Genomic DNA, 16,739 nt, shown 5'->3' with positions numbered 1-16,739 from the left:
CCCACCCCGGAGGGTGAGGGCCTGTCGCTCCCCGAGTTGGACTCGAACCAACAACCTGCCGGTTAACAGCCGGCTGCTCTGCCAATTGAGCTATCGAGGATCACTGTGTCCTCCGCTGGAGAGCGGTTGAACAGCGGGTAACAGCATAGCAGCAAACGTCCAGCGTCCCGCGCATCGGTCGCGCATCCCGGGCGTGCCGCACGGGAAGCCCTGGTCAGGGGCGGATCGTCAGTACCCCGCGGCCGGGTCGACCACGCCGATGAACCCGGTGCCGTCGGCGCGGAGGAACGCCGCCACGTTGGTGCCGACCCGCTCCGCCAGCAGCGGCGCGACCATGTCCGGGGTGTCCGCCTGGTGCGGCGTGACGAGGGCGCCCGGCTCGCTCCACAGCGGGTGCCCGTCGGGCAGCGGCTCCGGGTCGGTGACGTCGAGTCCGGCGGCGGCGATGCTCCCGGACCGCAGGGCGTCCACGAGCGCGTCGGTGTCGACCAGCCCGCCACGGGCGATGTTCACCAGTCGGGCGTGGTCGGGCATGAGCGCGAACTGGTGCGCGCCGAGCAGGCCGGACGTCCCCGCCGTCATCGCGGCGGCGACCACGACGACGTCGGCGTCCGGCAGCACGTCGTCGAGCTGGTCGGTCGTGACGGTGCGGTCGGCGCCGGGGACGTCGTCGGCGGAACGGCGGACGACGGTGACCCGGACGTCGAAGGGCGCGACGAGGCGCAGGTACTCGAGCGCGATCCCGCCGGCGCCGATGAGGACGACGTGCCGGCCGTACAGCGACAGGCCCTCCGGTTCGCGGCCCCAGGTCGTCGTGCGGGCGCGCTTCTGCAGCACCCGCAGGGTCGCGAGCGTCAACGCGAGGGCGTGCTCGGCGACCGGCTCGGCGTAGGCGCCCTTGGCCGAGGTGAAGAGCACGCGGTCGCCGTGCTCCGCGATGAGGTGGGCGAACGCGTCCACGCCGGCGAACGGCAGCTGCACCCACGTCACCCCCGGGGCGGTCGTCAGCGCCTGCTGCAGGCCGTCGGGGTCACTCGCGTCGAGCCAGACGATGCCCCGCGTGTCACTGCCGAGGTCGGCGAGCGTCCCGCCCGCCTGCCGCACGACGTCCTCGTGCAGATCGGTGGGCGTCGGCAGGATCGTCACGGCACCCGGGGTGGGCGGCCCGACCGGCAGGGGACGCCCGCCGTCGGTGACGACCGCCCGGTGTCCGCGGTGCTGGTGCTGTTCGCTCATGCTTGTCGTACCCCTCCTCGGCCGGCCGCGACCGGCTTGCGCTTCACCGGGCGCGACGCCGTCGCGGCGAGCGTCCGGACGTACGGGTCGAGCGGGTTGTCGAGCACCTCGTCGAAGGTCCCGAGCCCGACGAGCCGGCCCTCGTTCATGACGGCCACCCGGTCCGCGAGTGCCCGGGCCTCGCGCAGGTCGCTCGACACCACGATCGCCGAGAACGCGCGCTTCCGCTGCAGGCCGACCAGGGCCTCGAGCACGGACTGGCGGACGAGGACATCCACACCGCGGGCGGGTTCGTCGGCGACGAGCAGCTGCGGTTCGAGCACGAGCGCACGGGCCAGGGCCACGCGCTGCCGCTGGCCGCTGGAGAGCTCCCACGTGTTCAACCGCAGGACCCCGAGCGGCAGGTGCACGGCGTCGACGAGCCGCGCCACGATGAGCCCGGCCTCCTTCCGGTCGAACCGGCGGTCGCGCGCGTAGATCGGTTCGGCGATGGCCTCGCCGACGAGCAGGTCGGGGCGGAGGCGGTCCGCGCCGTCCTGCGGCAGGTAGCCGATCTGTCCGGTCAGCCGTGCGTGGCGTCGCGAGGACGGCCGGATCCGGCGCATCCGCTCGCCGAGGACGGTGAGCTCCCCGCCGATGACCCGACGCCGGTGCGCACCCTCGCCCTCGCCGTTCGTGCCGAGCTGACCCGCGACCGCCGCCGCGAAGGTCGACTTGCCGGAACCGGACGCACCGAGGACCGCGAGCACCTCACCCCAGCCGAGTGACAGGCTCACGCCGTCGACGGCGCAGATCGGGCTGGTGACCGCACCGCCCCGGTACTCGATGCTGACGTCGTCCGCGACGACGGCCGGCCCGTTCTCCCCGGTCATGCAACCCCTTCTCGTGCCGCGCGCACCCTGCTGCGGCACCGTGTCGGGAGGCCCGGCCGCCCCGCCGACGCGACGTGCGTCGCGGACGGGGGCCGGGCCTCCAGGCTGGTCGTACTGCCGTCGGTCCTGACCGAGCGGTCAGGCTCCGGCCTGCTCCAGTCGCTCCAGCGTACGCCGTCGCTCGGCCTGCTCCTCCGGGTCCGGCACCGGCAGCGAGGCCAGCAGCCGCTGCGTGTAGGGGTGCTGCGGCGCGCCGAGGACCTGCGCGGTGGTGCCGGTCTCGACCAGGTCGCCGCGGTACAGCACCGCGATCCGGTCGGACAGCGCGCCGACGACGGCGAGGTCGTGACTGATGAACAGCGACGCGAAGCCGAAGTCCTGCTGCAACTCGAGGAACAGTTCCAGCACGCGGGCCTGCACCGACACGTCGAGCGCACTGGTGGGCTCGTCGGCGATGAGCAGCTTCGGCCGGAGCGCGAGCGACCGGGCGAGCGACGCACGCTGCCGCTGTCCGCCGGAGAGCTCGTGCGGGTACCGGTCGCCGTACGCCGCGGGCAGCTGCACGGCCTCCATGAGCTCGTCGACCTGCTTGCGGGCCGCGCGCGGCGACGAGGCCACTCCGTGCACGACGAGCGGCTCGGCGACGGCCTCGGCGATCGTCAGCAGCGGGTTGAAGGACGTCGCCGGGTCCTGGAAGACGAACCCGATGTCCTTCCGCAGCCGCTTGAAGTCGCGCTCCTTGTACCCGAGCATCTCGGTCCCGAGCACCTCGAGCGAGCCGCCGGTGATCTTCGTCAGACCGGCGATCGCGCGGCCGATGGTGGTCTTGCCCGAACCGGACTCCCCCACCAGACCGAGCACCTCGCCGGGACGGATCGACAGGTCGACGCCCTTGACGGCACGGAACGCCGCGGCGCCGAGCCGGCCCGGGTAGACGATCTCCAGGCCCTTCGCGGACACGACGGGCTCCACGTCCTCGGTGATCGCCGCACGCCGGGCGACGCCGGTCGACGCCTCGAGCCGGGGCACCGCGGCGAGCAGGCGCTTCGTGTAGTCGGCCTGGGGCGCCGCGAAGAGCTGGTGCACCGGCGCCTCCTCGACGATCTCGCCCTGGTACATGACGGCGACCCGGTCGGCCAGGTCGGCCACGACGCCCATGTTGTGCGTGATGACGACGATCGCCGCACCGAACTCGTCACGGCACCGGCGGAGCAGGTCGAGGATCTCGGCCTGCACGGTGACGTCGAGCGCGGTGGTCGGCTCGTCGGCGATGATGACGCTCGGCTCGAGGGCCAGCGCGCTCGCGATGACGACGCGCTGCTTCTGTCCGCCGGAGAACTGGTGCGGGTAGTGGTCGACGCGGGTCTCCGGGTCGGGGATGCCGACGCGGCCGAGGTAGTCGATCGCCTTGGCGCGTGCCTCCTTCTTCGACATCCCGCCGTGCGCCCGGAGGCCCTCGGCGATCTGCCAGCCGACCGTGAAGACCGGGTTGAGGGCCGTGGAGGGCTCCTGGAACACCATCGCGCCGGCCGTGCCCCGCAGGTCGCGGAGCTTCTGCGCGCCCACCGACACGACGTCGGTGCCGTCGAGCAGCACCGCGCCGCCGAGCGTCGCGGTCTCCGGCATGAGCCGGAGCATGCTCCGCGCCGTCACGGACTTGCCGGAGCCCGACTCGCCGACCAGGGCGAGCACCTCACCCGGGCGGACGTCGAGGCTGACGCCCTTCACCGCGTCGACGGCGCCGCCGTCGGTCGCGAAGGTGACGGTCAGGTCGTCGACGACGACCACCGGGTCGGCTGCCGTCCGGCCGGTGTCGGACCGGAGGCCCGAGGGGACGTCGCTCACGAGCCCGCTCCTTCCGTCGTGGCCGCCGCGCGACGCGTGGAGACCAGCTGCTTCAACCGACGACGCGCACGGAGACGCGGGTCGGAGATGTCGTTGAGGCTCTCACCGATGAACGTGACACCGAGGACGAGCAGCACGATGGCGACACCCGGGAAGACGCCCGTCCACCAGACGCCGCTGGCGACGTCGGACAGTGCACGGCTGAGGTCGTAGCCCCACTCCGCACCCTGCGTCGGTCCGATGCCGAACCCGAGGAAGCCGAGGCCGGCCAGGGTCAGCACGGCGTCGCTCGCGTTCAGGGTGAGGATGAGCGGCAGCGACCGGGTGGAGTTCCGGAGCACGTGCCGGGTCATGATGCGCCACGGGTTCGTGCCGATCACGCGCGCCGACTCGACGAACGCGTCGTTCTTCAAACGGACGGCCTCGGCACGCACCACGCGGAAGTACTGCGGGATGTAGACGACCGTGATCGAGATCGCCGCGGCGATGATGCCGCCCCAGTAGGTCGACCGGCCGCCGGAGACGACGATCGAGACGACGATCGCGAGCAGCAGCGACGGGAACGCGTAGATCGCGTCCGCGACGACCACGAGGATCCGGTCGAGCCAGCCACCGATGTAACCGGAGACCATGCCGAGCAGGACGCCGATGGTGATCGAGACGATCACGGCGACGATGACGACGAGCACCGCGGTGCGCGTGCCGAAGAGGACGCGGCTGAAGACGTCGAGCCCGCCGACGGTCGTGCCCCAGATGTGCTCGGCACTCGGCGCCGCCGTGCGCGGGAAGTTCACGCCGTCCGCGCCCTGCTGCTGGCCGAAGCCGTACGGGGCGATGAGCGGGGCGAAGAGCGCGACGAGCAGGAACAGCGCGCAGATGACGACGCCGACGATGAGCATGGCGCGCTGCCATCCGGTGCTCCGACGGAGTTGGACGACGACGGGGAGCCGCTTCCACAGCGGCTCGTGGCGGTCGACGAGGGTGATGTCGGACATCGTCAGAACCTCACTCTCGGGTCGATGAGCGCCGCGATGACGTCGACGACGAAGTTCGTGACGGCGACGATCACCGCCAGCATCGCGACGATGCCCTGCACGGCGACGAAGTCACGGGCGGACAGGTACTGGTTGAGCTCGAAGCCCAGGCCACGCCAGCCGAAGGTCGTCTCGGTGAGCACCGAGCCGCCGAGCAGCATGGCGATCTGCAGGCCCATCACGGTGATGATCGGCACGAGTGCTGGTCGGAACGCGTGCGTCCGGACCAGGCGGGACTCCCGGACACCGCGCGATCGGGCCGCGTCGACGTACTCGGACCCGAGCGACCCGATCATGTTCGCGCGCACCAGGCGCAGGAAGATGCCCGCGGTGAGCAGGCCGAGGGTCAGCGCCGGCAGGACGGCGTGCTGCAGCACGTCGCTGATGATCTGACCGTTGCCCGTCCGCAGGGCGTCGATGATGTAGATGCCGGTCGGGTTCTCGATCCGGTCGAGGATGAGCTGCGCGCGGGTCGACGCGCGGTCGCCGAGGGGCAGCCAGCCGAGCCACACGGAGAACACGAGCTTGAGCAGCAGGCCGCCGAAGAACACCGGCGTCGCGTAGGTCAGGATCGCGAGCGCGCGGAGGAGCACGTCGGGCCACTTGTCGCGCAGGTAGGCGGCGAGCATGCCGAGCGGGATGCCGAGCACGAGGGCGACGATGAGCGCGTAGAAGACGAGCTCGGCGGTCGCGCCGCCGTACTGCAGGATGATCTCGGTGACCGGCCGGTTGTCGGTCGACGTCGTGCCGAAGTCGCCGCGGACGATCTGGCCGAGGTACTCGAGGTACTGGACGATCACCGGTCGGTCGTAGCCGGCGGCGTGCAGGCGTTCCTGCAGCTGGGTCGGCGTGAGGCGACCACCGACGGAGGCGGTGATCGGGTTCCCGACGACGCGCATCAGGAAGAAGACGAGCGTCACCAGGATGAAGACCGTCGGGAAGATCAGGAGGAAGCGGACGAGGACGTACCGACCGAGTCCGCCGCCGCCACTGGCACGTCGCTGTGCCTGTGGCTTCGTCGGCTCCGTGTCGATCGCCTCGGGGTTCGTGAGGGTCACGGGGTGGGTGCCTTTCGCATGACGCGACCGGGGGTGCCCCTCGTGGGAGCACCCCCGGTCGTCCGTCTGGTTACTTGGTGATGGTCCCGTAGCGGAACTTGAACGACGCGTCGAGCGTGACGCCCTTGACGTCCTTGCCGGCCACGGCGACCGACTTGCCCTGCAGGAGCGGGAGGGTCGAGATCTGCTCGGCCTCACGCTGCTGGGCCTTCTCGATGATCGCGGCACGCTTGTCCGCGTCCGACTCCTCCTGCTCGTCGGCGATCAGACCCTGGATGGTCGGGTCGTCGTAGTGGTTCTGCACGAAGTTGTCCTTCGTGAAGAACGGCGACAGGTAGTTGTCGGCGTCGGAGAAGTCCGGGAACCAGCCGAGCTGGTACAGCGGGTAGGCGTCCTTCGTGCGCTCGACGGCGTAGGTCGTGTAGACCGTCGACTGGATGTTGACGGTGAACAGACCCGAGTCCTCGAGCTGCGTCTTGAGCGTCGCGTACTCGTCGTCCGAAGCCGAGCCGTAGTGGTCCGGCGAGTACTGGATGTCGAGCTCGATCTTGCCGGAGACGCCCGCGTCGGCGAGGGTCTTCTTCGCCTTGTCGACGTCCGGGGCACCGTTGCCGTCGCCGTAGAGCGACTTGAACGGCGTCGCGGCACCCGTCAGGCCGTCCGGCACCATCGAGTAGACCGGCGTGTAGGTGTCGTTGTAGACCTCCTTGGCGAGCTCGTCACGGTCGACGACGTCCGCCACGGCCTGACGCACGGCGAGGGCCTTCGCCTCGTCGGCGTCGTCCTGGCCGGTCCCGAAGGGCTGGGTCTTGAAGTTGAAGACCACGTAGCGGATCTCGCCGCCGGGGCCGTCGATGACCTGCAGCGCGTCGTCCTTGCGGAGCGACGAGATGTCGGTCGGGGTCAGGGAGCGGTACGCCACGTCGACGTCGCCCTGCTGGACGGCGAGCTTGAGGTCGGTCTCCTTGGTGAAGTACTGGGCGGTGACGTCCTTGGTCTTCGCCTTGTCGAGGACACCGTCGTACTTCGGGTTCGCCTTGTAGGCGATGAGGTCGTTCTCCTTGTAGGAGGTGATCGTGTACTGGCCGGCGAAGGCCTTGCCCTTGACGATGTCCTCGGCGCTGGTGAGCTCGGTCGCCGAGAAGACGTCCTCGTCGACGATCGGACCGGCGGGGCTCGAGAGCACCTGGGGCCAGGTCTGGTCGGCGTGGTCGAGGTGGAACACGACCGTGGTGTCGTCCGGGGTCTCGATGCTCTTGAGGTTCGCGAGCAGCGACCACGGGCCGTTGTCGTTCTTGATCTTCAGGTCACGCTCGAACGAGAACTTGACGTCGCTCGAGGTGAGGTCGTTGCCGTTCGCGAACTGGAGGCCCTTCTTCAGGGTCACCTCGTACGTGGTCGGGTCGGTGAACTCGGCCTTCGTGGCGATGTCCGGCTCGACGTCCGGGCTGCCCGTCGGGGTGTTCATGAGGAACGGGAAGACCTGGTTCTGCACGGCGAACGAGCCGTTGTCGTACGAGCCGGCCGGGTCGAGCGACGTGATCTTGTCGGTCGTGCCGATGATCAGGCCGTCCAGGTCGCCGGTGCCGCCGCTGGTGCCGCCTGCGCAGCCGGTGAGCACGAGCGCGGTCACTGCCGCGCCGGCGCCCAGCGCGAGGGTGCGCTTGCCCCATGTGGGAACGGATGCCATGTCCGATTGCCTCTCTGGTGTGGTTGCAGGAGTCCTGGGACCGAGGTGGAACGGGCTGTGACCGGTCGCAGGGACGTTCAATGGTCACACCCTGCCAGACAACGGAGCGCTCCGGGAACGGATTGTTTACACCGCTGTAACGCACGATCGCAGCTTCGACGGCAGCATCGGAGTCGGTGTGCCCGGCGCGGCGCGCATCTTCGTTGCGCTCGGGACGCCTTGTTGCGTCCGGCAATCCCGCAGTACTCCGCGGGAGTCAGGACCTGGCGACGGACCGCGACGACCGGTCGGGAGGGCCCGGCCTCAGGCTCCCGGGGTGTCCGCGCGGAGGCGCATCCGCTGGGCGTCGAGGTCGACGAGTTGCCGCTGCACATCCGCCCGACGCTCCTGGTCGGACGGGTCGGTGCGCTGCAGCTGTCCGAGCAGCGACGCCTTGCGGGCGAGCAGGTCGCGCTCGACCAGTGCCACCACGATGCCACGGCAGTAGATCGCCAGGTCCTCGTCGGAGCGCGCCGGGATCGGCGCCAGGGCGAGTTCCTGCACGAGCGAGCGGAACGGCGCCGGCACGTCCGCGAGCAGCTTGTCGAGCCAGGACCGGTCCCCCACCGCGTCGATGTTGGCGACGACGGCGTCGCGGACGACCGAGAGCATCCGTGCGGAGAACGTGGCGGACGCCGCCAGGCCGAGCAGCGGCACACCGACGGACTGCGGCTGCTGCACCATCGCCATCACCGCGTCGCGCTCCATCCGCGCGATCGGGTCGTCCGGCAGGGACCGGAGGCTCGCCTGCGGCTCCTCGGGCATGCTCGGTCCGTCGCCGTGACCGGGGTGGCCGTTCCCCGAGCCGGTGTGACCGGCGCCGGACGGGCCTGGCGACCGGGTCTCCGCGCCGCTGTCGGCCGGGCGTCGCCGCGCCGCAGAGACGGCGCGACGGACGTCGTCGATGTCCATGCCGAGCCAGCCGGCGGTGTTCCGGATGTACCCGTCGGCCAGCGCGCGGTCACGGATCTCGGAGATGACCGGCGCCGACTCACGGAGTCCCGCGACGCGCCCCTCCACCGTGTCGAGGTCGTGGCCGTCCAACCGACGGCGGATCATGAACTCGAACATCGGTCGACGGTTCTCGACGAGCCGGCGGACGGCGTCGTCGCCGCGGGCCAGGCGCAGGTCGCAGGGGTCGAGCCCGCCCGGCGCGACCGCGACGTAGGTCTGCGACGCGAACCGCTGCTCCTCGGTGAAGGCACGGGAGGCGGCGCGCTGCCCGGCCTCGTCGGGGTCGAAGGTGAAGACGATCTGCCCGAGTTGGGAGACGTGCTGTGCGGCGGAGTCGCCGAGCATCGGTCGGAGGACCTTGATGTGGTCGACCCCGAACGACGTCCCGCACGTGGCCACCGCGGTCGTGATCCCGGCGAGGTGGCACGCCATGACGTCCGTGTAGCCCTCGACGATGACGACCTGCTTGCCCTTCGCGATCTCCTTGCGGGCGAGGTCGATCCCGTAGAGCACCTGGCTCTTGTGGTAGATCGGCGTCTCCGGCGTGTTGAGGTACTTCGGCCCCTTGTCGTCCTCGAGCAGCCGTCGTGCGCCGAAGCCGATGGTGGCCCCGGTGACGTCCCGGATCGGCCACATCAGGCGTCCGCGGAACCGGTCGTACGGGGACCGGTCACCCTGGCTGACCAGTCCGGCGGCGACGATCTCGTCGATGCTGAACCGGAGGCCGCGCAGGTGGTCCTTGAGTGCGTCGAACGACTTCGGTGCGAAGCCGACGCCGAAGTGCTGCGCCGCCGCCGGGTCGAATCCGCGCTCGCCCAGGAACCGGCGGGCCGGCTCGGCCGCGGCCGTCGTGAGCTGCGCGGTGAAGAACGCCTGCGCGGCCTCGTTCGCCGCGATGAGCCGGGCGCGGGCGTTGTAGTCGGTCCGCGGCCCGTCGCCCTCCTCGTAGTGGAGCGTGAAACCGATCTTGGCGGCCATCCGCTCGACGGCTTCCTGGAACGTCGTGTGGTCCTGCGACATCAGGAAGCTGAAGACGTCGCCGTCCTCACCGCACCCGAAGCAGTGGTAGCGACCGACCTGCGGGCGGACGTGGAACGAGGGCGTCCGCTCGTCGTGGAAGGGGCAGAGGCCCTTCAGCGACCCGACGCCCGCCGACTTCAGCGTGACGTAGTCGCCCACCACGTCGGCGATGTTCACGCGCGCGCGGACCTCGTCGATGTCGTTCCGCGCGATCAGGCCTGCCACCCGACGATTCTAGTTCGGCGGGCCGACGCCGGCGGACCGTGTGCACCCGCGTCGGGACACCGGTCCGTGCTGGCAACGGACCCGCTCCGGTCAGACGGCGATGGAGACCGTCTCGCGCTCCCCGACCACCAGCCGCTTGTGCCAGGCGAGCGCCCCCTGGTCGGTGAGGCTCGCCACCTGGTCCACCACGGCCCGGAGCCGTCCGGCGTCGTCCCCGGCGGCCCGCCAGTCGGCGGCGAACCCGGGCTCGAGTGCGGAGTCCTCGCGCGCGGCGATCGCGTCGAGCAGTTCGGTCAACACGCGCCGCTGGTCCTCGTACACGGGCTGCCGGTCGCCGTGCGTCATCACGAAGGCCGCGACGATGCCCTTGAGCACCGCGATCTCGCCGATGATCTCCGGCGGCGTGACGACGCTCGCGGCGAACCGGACGAGCGAGCCGGAGGCGTAGGACTCCCGCGTCGCCGTGGTCGCGGTCCGGGCGAAGCGGCCGATGAGCTGACTCGTCAGGTTCTTCAGGCGTGCCTGGTCCTGCCGCGAGCCGTCGTACGAGGTCATCCACAGCGACATCCCGCGCAGGCGGTCGAACGCCTCGAGCAGTTCGTCGCGGCTCAGGTCGTCGCCGACCCAGGCGTGCATGGCGGTGACGATGTCGTTCTCGCTGACGCGGTCGCCGAGCGCAGCGACGTCGATGAAGCCCGCGACGACGGCGTCCTCGAAGTCGTGCACCGAGTACGCGATGTCGTCGGACAGGTCCATCACCTGGGCCTCGATGCACCGCTGTCGTCGCGGTGCGCCGGCGCGGAGCCAGGCGAAGGCCTCGTGGTCGTCGTCGTAGAAGCCGAACTTGGTCCGTCCCGACGACGCCTCGCCGACGCCCTGCGACGCCGGCCAGGGGTACTTGCAGCTGGCGTCGAGGGAGGCCCGGGTCAGGTTGAGCCCGTAGGCCCGGCCGTCGTCGCCGTAGACCTTCGGCTCGAGCCGGGTGAGCAACCGCAGCGTCTGCGCGTTGCCCTCGAACCCGCCGATGCCGGCGGCCCAGGCGTTGACCGCGGTCTCGCCGTTGTGGCCGAACGGCGGGTGCCCGATGTCGTGCGCGAGGCACGCCGTGTCGACGACGTCCGGGTCGAGGCCCAGGCTGTCGGCGAGCTCGCGACCGACCTGCGCCACCTCGAGCGAGTGCGTCAGGCGGTTCCGGGCGAAGTCGAGCCCGGTGGTCGGGCTGAGGACCTGGGTCTTCGCGGCGAGGCGGCGCAGCGCGCTGGAGTGCAGCAGGCGGGCGCGGTCACGCGCGAAGTCGCTCCGCCGGCTGCTGTGCTGCTCGGGGAACCACCGGTCGGCGTCGGCCGGACCGTACGACGAGGTGGCGCTCATCCGCCGCTGTGGTGCATCTCGGCGGCGGCGAGGACCTTGCGGAACTCCGCGTCCACGTCGCGGCTCTCGAGCCACCGGTCGGGCAGTGCGGTGCGCTTGGCGTGGCCGGCCCGGCCCCGCGGGCCCTCGACGTCGGCGCCCGGGTAGGGGGCGCTCCAGTCGAGCTTGCCGAGCAGGTCGTCGATCTCCTGCAGGCTCGACGCCATCGCGAGACCGGAACGGACCTCTCCGCCGATCGGGTACCCCTTGAAGTACCACGCCACGTGCTTCCGGACGTCCCGGCAGCCGTGCTCCTCGGACTCGAAGAACTCGACGAGCAGCTCGGCGTGCCGACGGAAGGCGACCGCGACGTCACCGAGGCTCGGTGCCGCACGGAGGTCCTCGCCCCGGAACGCCGCGGCGAGGTCGCCGAACAGCCACGGTCGGCCGAGGCACCCGCGTCCGACGACGACGCCGTCGCAACCGGTCTCGTCGACCATCCGGAGGGCGTCGGCCGCGGACCAGATGTCCCCGTTGCCGAGCACCGGGATATCGGTGATCGTCTCCTTGAGGGTCGCGATCGCCGACCAGTCGGCCTGGCCCGAGTAGTGCTCGTTGGCGGTGCGGGCGTGCAGGGCGACGCTCGCCACACCGGCGTCCCGCGCGATCTTCGCCGCGTCGAGGTAGGTGAGGTGGTCGCCGTCGATGCCCTTGCGCATCTTCACGGTGACCGGCACGTCGCCCGCGGCCGCGACGGTCTTCGTCACGAGGTCCCGGAACAGGTCGAGCTTCCACGGCAGGGCCGCACCGCCGCCCTTGCGCGTGACCTTCGGCACCGGGCACCCGAAGTTCAGGTCGATGTGATCCGCGCGGTCCTCGCCGACCAGGATCGTGGCGGCCTCGGCGACGGTGTTCGGTTCGACGCCGTACAGCTGGATCGACCGCGGGGTCTCGGACTCGTGGTGCCGGATCAGCCGCATCGACTCGGGCGTCCGCTCCACCAGGGCACGGGAGGTGATCATCTCGCACACGTACAGCCCGGCGCCGTACTCGCGGCAGAGGCGGCGGTACGCCATGTTCGTGATGCCGGCCATCGGGGCGAGCACGACGGGCGCATCGACCTGGATCGGGCCGATGCGCAGGGGTGCTGCTGCTTGTGTGATCGTCATACCTCGCCCATTCTCCCACGTCGGCTGCCGCCGGTAGCGTTCTCCACATGACCGATCCCGATGCCGTCTCCCGCTTCGACGCCGACGCTGCCGCCCGGGGCCTCGACGTCCAGGTCGTCGAGCGTCCCGCGGCCGATTCGCTCGAGGGCGCCGCCGCCATGCTCGGCATCGACCCCGGCGACATCGTGAAGACCCTCGTGGTGAAGCGGCACGACGGCGGCTTCCTGCTCGCCCTCGTCCCCGGCGGCCGGAGCATCGCCTGGAAGAAGCTCCGCACCGTCGTCGGCGTGAACAAGCTGTCGATGCCCGACGCGGCCACGGCCCTCGAGGCCAGCGGCTACGAGCGCGGCACCATCACCCCGATCGGCGCGACCGGCGACCTGCCGGTGTACGCCGACGAGCGGGTGCTCGGTCGACGGATCGCACTGGGAGCGGGTCGCCAGGGCGCGAGCGCGTTCGTCGACGGCGACGCACTCGTCGCCGCCTACGGCGCGACGATCGCGGACATCACCGACGAGGAGCCCGCCCGCCCCTGACGGAGCCCGCGTCAGTCCGGGACCTCGGACCAGTCCCCCTCGGCGCCCGGCACGAAGCACGAGTCGCCCTCGCAGACGGGGGCGCCGCCGGCCGTGACCAACGTCAGGAGGGCGGGTCGTCCCTCTCCCCACGAGCTCGGCCGCCCCGCCGCTTCGCGACGCGTCGGTACCGGCTCGCGTGGGCCCAGGCCGGCCGGGAGGCCCGACCCGGCACCCAGCGGGCCCGTCGCGCCCGTCATCGGGTCACCTCGGCGTCCGCTGCCGCGTCGTCCTCGGCGCGCTGGGCGGCCTCGGCCATCTCGGCGGGGGTCGACTCCCGGAGGGCGACCACCTGGCGGAGGACCTGCTCGAACGCCGCCGGGTCCTGGGCACCCGAGACGCCGTACTTGCCGTCGATGACGAAGAACGGGACACCGTTGATGCCGTACGCCTGGGCCTGCGCCTGGTCGGCACGGACCGCGGCGAGCTGGGCGTCGTCGCGGAGGGTGGCGAGCACCTCGTCACGGTCGAGTCCGACCTCGGCGGCCAGGTCGGCGAGCGATTCGTCCTGCCCGACGTGTTCGCCGCGCTCGAAGTAGGCGGTGAAGAGCCGCTCGACCATCTCGAGCTGCTTGCCGTGCTGCTTGGCCACGTGGATGACCTGGTGCGCCTTGACGGTGTTCGTGTGCCGTAGGGCGTCGTAGTCGTAGTGCAGGTCGACCTGGGCGGCGATGCCGGCGACCTGGTCGATCATCTGCTGCGCCTGCTGCACCGGCAGGCCCTTGTGCTGCGAGAGGAACTCGGCCTCGGTGCCCTCGAAGTCGACGGGGGTGTCCGGGCTCAGTTCGAAGGAGTGGTACTCGACCTCGACCGGCCCACCGAACGCGGAGACGCCCGCCTCGAACTTGCGCTTGCCGATGTAGCACCAGGGGCAGGCGATGTCCGACCAGACATCGACCTTCACAGTGTCGCTCATGCTCACCCCAACGCGCGCCGGCGTTCCCCATTCCCGCCCCGCCGGCGTCGTTCGGCACCGCACAACCAGGACCGCCCCGAACCGACGGATCCCGTGGTTCGAGGCGGTCTTGGTCGTGCGAGTCCGATCGGCGCCGGCCGACGGCACGGCCGACCGGCCGCGTGCTACGCGCCGAGCAGCCGCTCCGCCAGGTACCCCTGCAGGCGGTCGAGGCCGACGCGCTCCTGGCCCATCGTGTCGCGCTCGCGCACCGTCACGGCCTTGTCCTCGAGCGTGTCGAAGTCGACCGTGATGCAGAACGGCGTGCCGATCTCGTCGTGGCGGCGGTAGCGGCGGCCGATCGCACCGGCGTCGTCGAAGTCGACGTTCCAGTTCTTGCGGAGGTCGTCCGCCAGGCCGCGGGCGACCGGCGAGAGCTGCTCGTTGCGGGACAGCGGGAGCACCGCGGCCTTGACGGGTGCCAGGCGCGGGTCGAGGCGCAGGACCGTGCGCTTGTCGACGCCGCCCTTCGCGTTCGGGGCCTCGTCCTCGGAGTACGAGTCGAGCAGGAACGCCATGAGGGCACGGGTCAGGCCGAAGGACGGCTCGATGACGTACGGGACGTACTTCTCGTTCGCGGCCTGGTCGAAGTAGCGGAGGTCCTGGCCCGACGCCTCGATGTGGTTCTTCAGGTCGAAGTCGGTGCGGTTCGCGACGCCCATGAGCTCGCCCCACTCGGTGCCGGCGAACCCGAAGCGGTACTCGATGTCGGCGGTGGCGTCGGAGTAGTGCGCCCGCTCACCGTCCGGCACGTCGAAGCGGCGGAGGTTCTCCGGGTCGATGCCGAGGTCGGTGTAGAACGAGACGGCGTCCGCGATCCACTGCTCGTAGTGCTCCTCGGCCGAGGCCGGCGGCACGAAGTACTCGATCTCCATCTGCTCGAACTCGCGGGTGCGGAAGATGAAGTTGCCCGGCGTGATCTCGTTGCGGAACGCCTTGCCGACCTGGCCGATGCCGAACGGGGGCTTCATGCGGCTGGTCGTGACGACCTGCGCGAAGTCGACGAAGATGCCCTGCGCGGTCTCCGGACGGAGGAAGTTCAGGCCCTCCTCGGACTCGACCGGGCCGAGGTACGTCTTGAGCATGCCGGAGAACTCACGGGGCTCGGTCCACTCGCCGCGGGTGCCGCAGTTCGGGCACGCGACCTCGGCCATGCCGCCCTCGGGGGCGCGGCCCTTCTTCGCCTCGAACGCCTCGAGCAGGTGGTCCTCGCGGAAGCGGTGGTGGCAGTGCAGGCACTCGACGAGCGGGTCGGTGAACGTCGCGACGTGCCCGGAGGCCTCCCACACCTTGCGGGGCAGGATGACGGCGGAGTCGAGGCCGACCATGTCGCCGCGGCCGCGGACGAACCGCTGCCACCACTGGCGCTTGATGTTCTCCTTGAGCTCCACGCCGAGGGGCCCGTAGTCCCACGCGGAGCGGGATCCGCCGTAGATCTCCCCCGACTGGAAGACGAAGCCACGGCGCTTGGCCAGGGCGATGACGCTGTCGAGACGGGAGGGCTGTGCCACGGAGAGCTCCTGTGTTCGCCGAGCTGGGTGCTCGGTGTGCGGGCGGACCCGGCAATGCTAGCGGCCCGGGAGGCCCGCCCAGGCTCCTCCTCGGCTCGTCACGGTTCCGACGTGGCCGGCTCCACCCCTGCCAGCGCCGCGACCACGGCGGACACGTCGTCCTCGTCGTTCCAGTGGTGGAACGCGATGCGGAGGCGGCCGGCCCGACCCGAGGCGGTGAGCCCCGCAGCGGTCACCGCCCGGAGTGCCGTCCCGTCGGCGTCCGGGAACGTGACGATCGCCTGCCCCTCGACACCGCCGCAGGCCGCAACACCGACGCCGCGCCCCTGCCGTGGCGACCCGAGCGCGTCGCAGAGCCGGTCCGCCAGAGCGGTGGCGTGCCTCCAGGTCGAGCGCTGGTCGAGGGCCACGGCGTGCCGGAGCGCCGCCACCGCGCCGGGCCACGCCTGCCAGGCCGGGGAGACGTCGAACCGGCGTGCGTCGTCGGCCAGGCGCATGGCGGGGCCGTAGCAGGACGACCACACGTCCTCGCCCGCGTACCACCCGGCCTGTACGGGGCGCAGCCGACCGAGTGCCTCGTCCGAGAGCGTCATGAACGCGACGCCGCGCGGGGCGCACAACCACTTGTAGGCGTGCGTGAGCGTCACGTCGAAGGGCGCGGCGGAGACGGGCAGCACCCCGGCCGCCTGCGTCAGGTCGCAGAGCGTGAGCGCACCCACCCGGCGGGCCGCCGCGACGACCGGGTCCGGGTCGGTGACGACGCCGCTCGCGGACTGCACGGCGGACCAGACGACGAGCGCGGTGTCCGGTCCGACGGACGCCGCGAGGCGGTCGAGCGGGACGCTGCGCACGCGGACGCCGCGGTGGGCCTGCGCCAGGAAGGGGAACACGACCGAGCTGAAGTCGCCGTCGGGGACGACGACCTCGGCACCGTCGGGCAGGGCGTCGGCGACGACGGCAGCCATCACGGACGTCTGGGAGCCGGTCGCGACCCGCGCCGCCGGGACGCCGACGAGGGACGCGAACAGGGCGCGCCCCTCCTCCACGAGGGCGCCGTAGCGGGCCGGGGAGGTCTCGGCGCGCGACCACGCGTCGAGGTCGGCGCGCTGGGCGGCGAGGGTGCCGAGCGTCGGGAGGCCTGCGGTGCACGCCGCGAGGTAGCCGCGGCCGTCGGGGAACGAGTCCATGTCCGACAGGGTCCTCCCG

General features: G+C 71.4%; 13 protein-coding genes and 1 tRNA gene. 1 reads left to right on the top strand and 13 read right to left on the bottom strand.

The annotated features are described in order from the left end of the window. Nucleotides 1-27: 27 nt before the first annotated feature. The 10 genes from DEI84_RS03200 to dusB form a co-directional block, all read right to left on the bottom strand. Nucleotides 28-100 (bottom strand) — tRNA-Asn (locus DEI84_RS03200). 128 nt (nucleotides 101-228) lie between these two features. Beyond that, nucleotides 229-1,236: a D-isomer specific 2-hydroxyacid dehydrogenase family protein gene (locus DEI84_RS03195; RefSeq protein WP_110889653.1), complete on the bottom strand. Its 1,008-nt coding sequence runs from the start codon at nucleotides 1,234-1,236 to the stop codon at nucleotides 229-231. After that, on the bottom strand, nucleotides 1,233-2,108 hold the full coding sequence (locus tag DEI84_RS03190; protein WP_110889652.1) for an ATP-binding cassette domain-containing protein: 876 nt from the start codon (nucleotides 2,106-2,108) through the stop codon (nucleotides 1,233-1,235). The genes DEI84_RS03195 and DEI84_RS03190 overlap by 4 nt, the downstream gene beginning before the upstream one ends. A gap of 138 nt (nucleotides 2,109-2,246) precedes the next feature. Then, nucleotides 2,247-3,953, bottom strand: a complete 1,707-nt coding sequence (locus tag DEI84_RS03185; RefSeq protein WP_375537639.1) for an ABC transporter ATP-binding protein — start codon at nucleotides 3,951-3,953, stop codon at nucleotides 2,247-2,249. Then, nucleotides 3,950-4,948, bottom strand: a complete 999-nt coding sequence (locus tag DEI84_RS03180; RefSeq protein ID WP_110825333.1) for an ABC transporter permease — start codon at nucleotides 4,946-4,948, stop codon at nucleotides 3,950-3,952. The genes DEI84_RS03185 and DEI84_RS03180 overlap by 4 nt, the downstream gene beginning before the upstream one ends. A gap of 2 nt (nucleotides 4,949-4,950) precedes the next feature. Further along, nucleotides 4,951-6,045 carry an ABC transporter permease gene (locus DEI84_RS03175; RefSeq protein ID WP_110825332.1) on the bottom strand — a complete coding sequence of 365 codons (1,095 nt, stop codon included), beginning with the start codon at nucleotides 6,043-6,045 and terminating at the stop codon, nucleotides 4,951-4,953. A gap of 70 nt (nucleotides 6,046-6,115) precedes the next feature. Further along, nucleotides 6,116-7,735, bottom strand: coding sequence for an ABC transporter substrate-binding protein (locus DEI84_RS03170; RefSeq protein ID WP_110889651.1), 1,620 nt, complete (start codon nucleotides 7,733-7,735; stop codon nucleotides 6,116-6,118). 303 nt (nucleotides 7,736-8,038) lie between these two features. Next, a complete protein-coding gene (gene dnaG / locus DEI84_RS03165; protein WP_110889650.1) occupies nucleotides 8,039-9,973 on the bottom strand; it encodes a DNA primase in 1,935 nt (644 codons plus the stop codon). A gap of 90 nt (nucleotides 9,974-10,063) precedes the next feature. Further along, nucleotides 10,064-11,344 (bottom strand): deoxyguanosinetriphosphate triphosphohydrolase, encoded by a 1,281-nt coding sequence (locus tag DEI84_RS03160; RefSeq protein ID WP_110889649.1) that lies wholly within the window; start codon nucleotides 11,342-11,344, stop codon nucleotides 10,064-10,066. Then, on the bottom strand, nucleotides 11,341-12,492 hold the full coding sequence (gene dusB / locus DEI84_RS03155; protein WP_110889648.1) for a tRNA dihydrouridine synthase DusB: 1,152 nt from the start codon (nucleotides 12,490-12,492) through the stop codon (nucleotides 11,341-11,343). Before dusB ends, DEI84_RS03160 begins: the two co-directional genes overlap by 4 nt. Before the next feature lie 47 nt (nucleotides 12,493-12,539). Between dusB and DEI84_RS03150 the strand changes: the two genes are divergently transcribed. Further along, nucleotides 12,540-13,028, top strand: coding sequence for an aminoacyl-tRNA deacylase (locus DEI84_RS03150; protein WP_110889647.1), 489 nt, complete (start codon nucleotides 12,540-12,542; stop codon nucleotides 13,026-13,028). A 235-nt stretch (nucleotides 13,029-13,263) separates the two neighbouring features. On the opposite strand, the gene DEI84_RS03145 is transcribed toward DEI84_RS03150, so the two are convergent. The 3 genes from DEI84_RS03145 to DEI84_RS03135 all read right to left on the bottom strand — a co-directional run bounded on the left by DEI84_RS03145 (nucleotide 13,264) and on the right by DEI84_RS03135 (nucleotide 16,720). Beyond that, nucleotides 13,264-13,983: a DsbA family protein gene (locus DEI84_RS03145; RefSeq protein ID WP_110825326.1), complete on the bottom strand. Its 720-nt coding sequence runs from the start codon at nucleotides 13,981-13,983 to the stop codon at nucleotides 13,264-13,266. Between the two features lie 164 nt (nucleotides 13,984-14,147). Beyond that, the gene (locus tag DEI84_RS03140; RefSeq protein ID WP_110889646.1) at nucleotides 14,148-15,533 is read right to left on the bottom strand and encodes a glycine--tRNA ligase; all 1,386 of its coding nucleotides are present in this window, start codon (nucleotides 15,531-15,533) and stop codon (nucleotides 14,148-14,150) included. 98 nt (nucleotides 15,534-15,631) lie between these two features. After that, on the bottom strand, nucleotides 15,632-16,720 hold the full coding sequence (locus DEI84_RS03135) for an aminotransferase class V-fold PLP-dependent enzyme (RefSeq protein ID WP_110889645.1): 1,089 nt from the start codon (nucleotides 16,718-16,720) through the stop codon (nucleotides 15,632-15,634). Nucleotides 16,721-16,739: the final 19 nt, after the last annotated feature.

Source organism: Curtobacterium sp. MCBD17_023 (assembly GCF_003224415.1).
Lineage (GTDB): Bacteria > Actinomycetota > Actinomycetes > Actinomycetales > Microbacteriaceae > Curtobacterium.
Note: the sequence above shows the minus strand (reverse complement) of the source record. Positions and strands in the feature narration are given on the sequence as shown.

What these genes read in the sequence shown, in the direction of transcription:
- DEI84_RS03150 (WP_110889647.1), top strand. Translation starts at nt 12,540, where the DNA reads ATGACCGATCCCGATGCCGTCTCCCGCTTCGACGCCGACGCTGCCGCC.
- DEI84_RS03145 (WP_110825326.1), bottom strand. Translation starts at nt 13,983, where the DNA reads ATGAGCGACACTGTGAAGGTCGATGTCTGGTCGGACATCGCCTGCCCC.
- DEI84_RS03180 (WP_110825333.1), bottom strand. Translation starts at nt 4,948, where the DNA reads ATGTCCGACATCACCCTCGTCGACCGCCACGAGCCGCTGTGGAAGCGG.
- DEI84_RS03190 (WP_110889652.1), bottom strand. Translation starts at nt 2,108, where the DNA reads ATGACCGGGGAGAACGGGCCGGCCGTCGTCGCGGACGACGTCAGCATC.
- dusB (WP_110889648.1), bottom strand. Translation starts at nt 12,492, where the DNA reads ATGACGATCACACAAGCAGCAGCACCCCTGCGCATCGGCCCGATCCAG.
- DEI84_RS03170 (WP_110889651.1), bottom strand. Translation starts at nt 7,735, where the DNA reads ATGGCATCCGTTCCCACATGGGGCAAGCGCACCCTCGCGCTGGGCGCC.
- DEI84_RS03160 (WP_110889649.1), bottom strand. Translation starts at nt 11,344, where the DNA reads ATGAGCGCCACCTCGTCGTACGGTCCGGCCGACGCCGACCGGTGGTTC.
- DEI84_RS03195 (WP_110889653.1), bottom strand. Translation starts at nt 1,236, where the DNA reads ATGAGCGAACAGCACCAGCACCGCGGACACCGGGCGGTCGTCACCGAC.
- DEI84_RS03135 (WP_110889645.1), bottom strand. Translation starts at nt 16,720, where the DNA reads ATGGACTCGTTCCCCGACGGCCGCGGCTACCTCGCGGCGTGCACCGCA.